The sequence below is a fragment of the Candidatus Rokuibacteriota bacterium genome, assembly GCA_030647435.1.
Lineage (GTDB): Bacteria > Methylomirabilota > Methylomirabilia > Rokubacteriales > CSP1-6 > AR37.
The window spans coordinates 1-6,455 of sequence record JAUSJX010000070.1 but is presented as its reverse complement, the minus strand read 5'-3'; the positions used below and the strand labels follow the sequence as shown (position 1 = coordinate 6,455).

At 69.2% G+C, this 6,455-nt stretch carries 7 protein-coding genes; 6 read left to right on the top strand and 1 reads right to left on the bottom strand.

The features are described 5' to 3' along the window. A partial coding sequence (locus Q7W02_12980) for a transposase zinc-binding domain-containing protein (GenBank protein MDO8477082.1) occupies positions 1-639 on the bottom strand: 639 nt, incomplete at its 3' end. Between the two features lie 318 nt (positions 640-957). Here Q7W02_12980 and Q7W02_12975 point away from each other — a divergent pair. From Q7W02_12975 to Q7W02_12950, 6 genes are all read left to right on the top strand, one after another. Further along, a complete protein-coding gene (locus tag Q7W02_12975) occupies positions 958-3,426 on the top strand; it encodes a xanthine dehydrogenase family protein molybdopterin-binding subunit (GenBank protein MDO8477081.1) in 2,469 nt (822 codons plus the stop codon). Beyond that, positions 3,423-4,289 (top strand): xanthine dehydrogenase family protein subunit M, encoded by an 867-nt coding sequence (locus Q7W02_12970; protein MDO8477080.1) that lies wholly within the window; start codon positions 3,423-3,425, stop codon positions 4,287-4,289. The genes Q7W02_12975 and Q7W02_12970 overlap by 4 nt, the downstream gene beginning before the upstream one ends. After that, positions 4,290-4,772, top strand: coding sequence for a (2Fe-2S)-binding protein (locus Q7W02_12965; GenBank protein MDO8477079.1), 483 nt, complete (start codon positions 4,290-4,292; stop codon positions 4,770-4,772). Between the two features lie 461 nt (positions 4,773-5,233). Beyond that, complete coding sequence (locus Q7W02_12960; protein MDO8477078.1) at positions 5,234-5,698, top strand: TIGR03618 family F420-dependent PPOX class oxidoreductase; 465 nt, start codon at positions 5,234-5,236, stop codon at positions 5,696-5,698. A gap of 127 nt (positions 5,699-5,825) precedes the next feature. Next, positions 5,826-5,984, top strand: coding sequence for a hypothetical protein (locus tag Q7W02_12955; protein MDO8477077.1), 159 nt, complete (start codon positions 5,826-5,828; stop codon positions 5,982-5,984). Between the two features lie 23 nt (positions 5,985-6,007). Then, the coding region (locus tag Q7W02_12950; GenBank protein MDO8477076.1) for a carboxymuconolactone decarboxylase family protein at positions 6,008-6,455 on the top strand (448 nt) is incomplete at its 3' end.

The following is a 6,455-nucleotide window of genomic DNA, read 5'->3' as shown; positions in this document are numbered from 1 at the left end:
GTGTGGTGGCTTGAGATCGCCGAGGACACCGCCGCGAGGCTCGAGCGCCTCGCGGCTCCGTTGAGACGCCCCTGAACCGCACGAAGGTGGCCGATTGAGGCTTTGTTCGTGCAGGAGGTCGCAGTATGAACGGCGGTACCCTGCCCGCTGCATGACGGTGACGCTGCCGGTGCGTCCACCCGCCACGCCGAGCCGGCGAGCGCCGCGCGCGTACAGGTCGAGCAGCACGCGCGTGTACACCCGCAGCACCGCGCGGCTCAGCCCGTGGTTCCAGGCCATTTGGTACCGGAGCCGATACGGCACCGTCAGGACCCACTGCCGCACCGGCACCCACGGCAGCACCGCGTCCACCAGGTGGGCGGCGCGCTCCGTCATCCGCCGGCCGCCGCAACTGGGACACCACGCCCGCCCTTTGCACGAAAATGGCAGCAGGTGCTCGCGGGCGCAACCCTCGCACCGAAACCGCGCCACGCCGGCCTCGTACACGCCGCACAGCAGAAACTCCCGGAACTCGCGCTCCACGAACTGCGGCAGGCCCACCCCGTCGCCGGCCGCCGCCACCGCGCGCAGGAAGACCTCCAGATGCTCGGCGACGACCTGGTGGAGCACGGTGTGCTCGGCGTCTCGGGGGGGATACACGGGCGTGACACATCCCATGCCTCTGGGTAGCGCGCCCGCGCCGCTCTGCCCATGCCCAGAGATGGATACGCCGGTTCAGGCCTGCGCCGGCTCGCTTACGCCCCCGCTCGAGCCACGGCCTTGAGGCGCTGTTCTGCGTCTCGGGGCGCGGGATAGATCTGACGATCGCCAAAGCCGGGGCCGCCGCGGACGTCTGCCCTGCCGTTGCCTGATGGTCCCCTGGACGGCTCCCGCTGTGTAGTTCAAGACGATTGACCGCACGTCCTTGACGCTTCCCGGTGGAGCGACTAAGATCGGTCGTCGCCGAGAGGAGACTGAATGAAAGACCACGCAACGCCGGCAGAGCCGTCGACCGCGCGAAGCTGGATCGGGCAGCCGGTGAAGCGCGTTGAGGACGCGCGGCTCCTGACCGGCCGTGGAAACTTCATCGATGACTATTCACCCTGCTCCAACGTGCACCACGCCGCCATCGTCCGCTCGCCGCACGCGCACGCGCGCATCCTGGGCTACGACGTGTCGGCGGCCCTCGCCATGGAGGGCGTGGTAGGAGCTGTCACCGGGGACGACGTGGCGAAGCTGACCAAGCCCTTCTCGGTGGGCGTGACGGCCCCGGTGCGCTACTACTGCGCCGCCACCGACAAGGCGCGCTTCGTCGGAGAGCCGGTGGCCGTGATCGTGGCCCGCAATCGGTACCTGGCCGAGGACGCGGCGGAGGCGGTCGTTGTCCGATACGAGCCGCTGCCGGCCGTCGTGGACGTCGAGCGCGCGCTCGAGCCCGACGCGCCCGTGCTCCACGAGGCGGTGGGGTCCAACCTGGCGGGGCACCGGCGGCTCGTCTACGGCGATCCCGACGGCGCGTTCGCGCAAGCCGAGATCGTGATCCGCGAGCGCTTTCGTTATCCCAAGTACAGCTCGACTCCCATCGAGACCTACGGAGTCATCGCGCGATGGGACCCGCTCGACGGCGTCTACACGCTCTGGTCGAACTTCATGGGGCCGTTCATCATGCACCCTCTCACGGCCCGCGTGTTAGGCGTGCCCGAGAACAAGCTCCGCTTCATCGTGCCGGCCGACATCGGCGGGAGCTTTGGGATCAAGTCGAGCATGTACCCCTACATGGCGCTGGTGGCGCTGGCGGCCCGGCTGACGGGGGTGCCGGTCAAGTGGATCGAGGACCGGCACGAGCACCTGCTGGCCTCGTCGAGCGGCACCGATCGCGTCGCCTACCGCGAGCTCGCCGCGAAGAAGGACGGGACCATCCTCGGCATGCGCTTCCGCTGGCTCGACAACGTCGGCGGGTACATCAGGAGCCCGGAGCCGGGATGCAGCTTCCGCCCCACCGGCAACTTCGTCGGCCCGTACCGCTTTCAGAATCTCGAGGTCGATGCCTCCGTGGTCATGACCAACAAGAGCCTGACCGGGCCCAACCGGGGCTACGCGTGCGGCCACCTCTACTTCGAGACCGAGCGGATGATGGACCTCCTGGCCGAGCGGCTCGGCCTGGATCCAGCCGAGCTGAGACGGCGCAACCTGATCCAGCCCGGGCAGTTCCCGTACCGGTCGCCCACGGGCGGTCTCTACGACAGCGGCGATTACCCCGCCGCCCTCGAGAAGGCGCTCGAACTGGCGAAGTACCAGGAGCTTCGCCGTGAGCAGGTGCGGGCCCGCGCCGCGGGTCGCTGCTTCGGCATCGGTGTGGCGCTGGCGGTCGACCCTTCCGTCTCGAACATGGGTTACGTGGCGACGGCGCTCGATCCCCAGTTCCGCGCCAAGCCCGAGTACCTGCCGAAGTCCGGCGCCGTGGACGCCGCGACGATCAGGGTGGATCCGCTCGGGCGTGTCACCGCCATCCTCGCCACGACTCCCCAGGGGCAGGGGCATCAGACCGTCGTATCGCAGATCGTCGCCGACGAGCTGGGGCTCACGCCCGAGGATGTCACCGTCGTCGACGAGATGGACACCTTCACGCGCTTCTGGTCGATCTCCTCCGGCACGTACTCGAGCCGGTTCGGCTCGGTCGGCACCAGCGCCGTCGCGCTGGCCGCGCGGAAGCTCAAGGCCAAGCTGATCGAGTATGCGGCGCATTTGATGGCGCGGCCGGCCGCCGAGCTCGAGTTCCGCGACGGCGCGGTGCGGGCGAAGGCCGGCAAGGGGCCCTCCTACTCCGTCAAGGACCTGGCGGGGCGCGCCCACTGGAACACGGAATCCCTGCCCGAAGGCATGGAGCCGGGGCTGGAGGCGAGCGCCGTGTTCGGCTTCACGGTCTCCAAGGCCGTCGATGAGAACGACTGCGTCAACTCGTCGAACACCTACGGCTTCATCGCCGAGGTGATGGCGGTCGAGGTGGATCCCGAGACGGCCGCCATCAAGATCCTGCGCTACGCCACGGTCCACGACGCGGGGACGATCATCAACCCGATGATCGCGGAGGGCCAGATCTACGGCGGCGCGCTCCACGGGCTGGGCGGCGCCTTGTTCGAGGAGCTCCAGTACGATGACGACGGGCAGTTCCTGACGGGCTCCTTCATGGACTACCTGGTGCCGACGGCCTCCGAGGCGCCCGTCATCGACATCGCCCACATCGTCTCGCCCTCGCCGCTGACGCCGCTCGGCTCCAAGGGGCTCGGCGAGTCCAGCTCCATGACGGTCCCCGCCGTGATCGCGAACGCGGTCAGCGATGCGCTGGCTCCGATGGGCGTGCGGATCACCGAGCTGCCGATGTCGCCGACGCGGCTCTGGGCGCTGATCGAGCGCGCCGGGCAGGCCAAGGGCGCCCCGCACCCGTGAAGCCGGCACGCTTCGCCTATCACGCCCCAGCGACCGTCGACGAGGCGGTCGCCCTGCTCACGCGCTACGGCGGCGAGGCCAAGCTGCTGGCCGGCGGCCAGAGCCTGATGCCGCTCATGAACTTCCGCCTCGCCCGGCCCGCGGCGCTCATCGACCTGAACGCGATCGCGAGCCTCGCCTACATCCGCGAAGACGACGGCCAGATCCGGTTCGGCGCCATGACGCGCCAGCGGGCGATCGAGTTCTCCCCGGTCGTCCGGCGGCGGCTGCCGCTCCTGGCCGAGGCGACCACCCTCGTGGGACATCTCCCGATCCGCACGCGCGGAACCATCGGCGGCAGCCTCGCGCATGCCGATCCGTCCGCCGAGTACCCGGCGATCCTGACGGCGCTCGACGGCGTGGTCGTCGCGCGCGGGCCGCACGGCGAGCGGACGCTCCGGGCCTCCGAGCTCTTCCAGAGCTATCTGACGACGAGCCTCGGGCCCGACGAGATACTCATCGAAGTGCGCCTCCCCGCCATGCCGGACGGCGCCGGATTCGCGTTCGAAGAGTTCAGCCGCCGCCACGGCGACTTTGCCATCGTGGGCATCGCGGCGATGGTTGTCGGGCAGGGGGAAGGCTGCACGGCCCGCCTCGTCACGGCGGGCGCCGGGCCCGTGCCGACCCGGCTGCGCCAGGCCGAGGAGATCCTCGAGCGCGAGGGGTTCTCGGATGCCGCCATCGAGGCGGCGGCGCGCCGGGCGGCCGAGCTGGTCGAGCCCGACACCGACATTCACGCCTCGGCCGCCTATCGCCGCAACCTGACCCGCGTGCTGACCGGCCGCGCCCTGCGCCGGGCGGTCGCCCGAATGGGAAGCCGCTGAGTGTCCGATCTCGTCCCGATCCGGTTGACGGTCAACGGCCAGCTGCGCGAGGGGCGTTGCGAGACGCGAAAACTCCTGGTCGACTTTCTCCGGGAAGACCTGGGGCTGACCGGGACTCATGTCGGCTGCGAGCACGGCGTCTGCGGCGCCTGCACGGTGCTCGTGAACGGCGAGGCGGCCCGCTCGTGCCTCATGCTGGCGGTTCAGGCGAACGGCGCAGACCTGCTGACGATCGAGGGGCTGATGAAGGACGGCAGGCTTCATCCGCTCCAGGAGGCCTTTCACGAGCACCACGGCCTTCAGTGCGGCTTCTGCACGCCCGGCATGCTGCTCACGGCGCTCGATCTGCTCCAGACCAATCCCCGACCGACCGAGGCCGAGATCCGTCAGGGCCTCTCCGCGGTGCTCTGCCGCTGCACCGGCTACCAGGGCATCGTCAAGGCGGTGGAGGCCGCCGCCGCCTCGCTTCGCGGCACCCGCTGACCTCTGCGGGCCCATAGGGAAGAACCCCTCAGCAGGAGCGTTGCTCTGGCGCGCGCAATTCACCTCATAACCCAAAGGTCGCCGGTTCAAATCCGACCCCCGCAACGATCAGGGAGGCTCAGGGCGCCCCTCTGAGCGGACCGCGATCCCTTGAATGCTGAAAGCCAAAGTTTGTCCCACCAGCGCACGAATCCCGTTCAAGGCACTCCCTTGGTGTTCGTAACCGTCCGGTTGCGAACAATTCCTAGAAGGGTAGAGGGGCCGAATGGGCGCCCGTTCAGGGGCTGGGGCACCCCGGGCGGCCATGGCCGTCACCTCCAACCCTGAGTGTACTCCACAGGGTGGTGTCCGCCGACCAAGCCGTCAACGTCCACGGAACGATACGGCTGGCCCCGAGGTTCGGGGGTAGAATGCGCCCCGAGCCGGTCGACGTCGCGCCACCGTCATGAAGGAGCGTACCGATGCCGAGAGAAGCCGAGCTGGCTCCCCAAATCGAGCAGTTCCTCCATGACAACCCGCAGGGCGTGCTGACCTCGTTCAGGCGGAACGGCCTGCCCCAGCTCAGCATTGTCACCGTGTACCCCCGAGAGGGCGGGGTGGGCATCTCCATCACGGAGAACCGGATGAAGTTCAAGAACCTGCTCCGCGACCCTCGCTGCTCAGTCCTGGTCTCTCACGCCGATTGGTGGTCGGGGTTCTTGGTGTTCGAGGGCCAGGCGGAGCTCACCCACTCCGGCAACAGCGACCCCGAGACACTCCGCAGGGCCCGCCGACACATCTTCAGCGCCACCACGCGGCGGCGCAGCGCGGACTGGGACGAGTACGACCGGATCACGGAGGCCGACAAGCGCGTCGCGATGGTCCTGCGGCCCGACCATGTGTACGGCACCGCCCTGGCCCGCATGCGTGAGGCGCTGAAGAAATAGAGGAGATGACCGCGCCCGACCTGATCCTGCACGAAGCGGGCCCGGACACCCGCCGGATCGACTGTGACAAGGCAGGTCCCGAGGGAGGACCCTCGGGCGCGGCGGGCCATGACTGAGAACGGGCTTTATGTTACTTACGCGCCACGGCGAGGTGGCGGGCCGCGACTGGCTTCGCACCTTCCGCGGCGATGTGCACGACATGGTCGAGGCCGTGCGCAAGGAAGTGATGCGGGGCGCGACACTCGAGGACACCCAGCGGCGCGTCAGCGCACCTACCCGATGGTGAGCTAGTCAACGCGGAGACCACAGATGGCAAGGCTACCGTCCATCACCAGCAAGGACCAGGTCCCTCCCAAAGACCACGCGATCGTGGACGGCATCGTCCAGAGCCGTGGCGCGCTGCAGGGGCCGTTCACGATGTTCCTCCACTGCCCGGAGCTGGCCGGCCGCCTCGCGCATCTGGGCGCCTTCGTCCGCTTCGAGGGCTCGCTCGACATGCGGGTGCGCGTGCTCGCGGCGATGACCGTGGCGAGGGAGCTCGACGCGGTCTACGTGTGGGGCGCGCAGACGGGTGGCGCCCGGCGGCTCGGCGTGCCGGAGACCACCATCACGGCCGTCCGCGAGAAGCACGCGCGCGGCATCCCGCCGGAGGACGCCCAGATCGTGGAGTTCACGCGCGAGCTCATCCGCAAGCATCGGGTTGACGACGCGACGTTCAAGGCGCTCCGGACACGGCTCGGCGATGACGGACTCATCC

What these genes read in the sequence shown, in the direction of transcription:
- Q7W02_12975 (MDO8477081.1), top strand. Translation starts at nt 958, where the DNA reads ATGAAAGACCACGCAACGCCGGCAGAGCCGTCGACCGCGCGAAGCTGG.
- Q7W02_12955 (MDO8477077.1), top strand. Translation starts at nt 5,826, where the DNA reads ATGTTACTTACGCGCCACGGCGAGGTGGCGGGCCGCGACTGGCTTCGC.
- Q7W02_12960 (MDO8477078.1), top strand. Translation starts at nt 5,234, where the DNA reads ATGCCGAGAGAAGCCGAGCTGGCTCCCCAAATCGAGCAGTTCCTCCAT.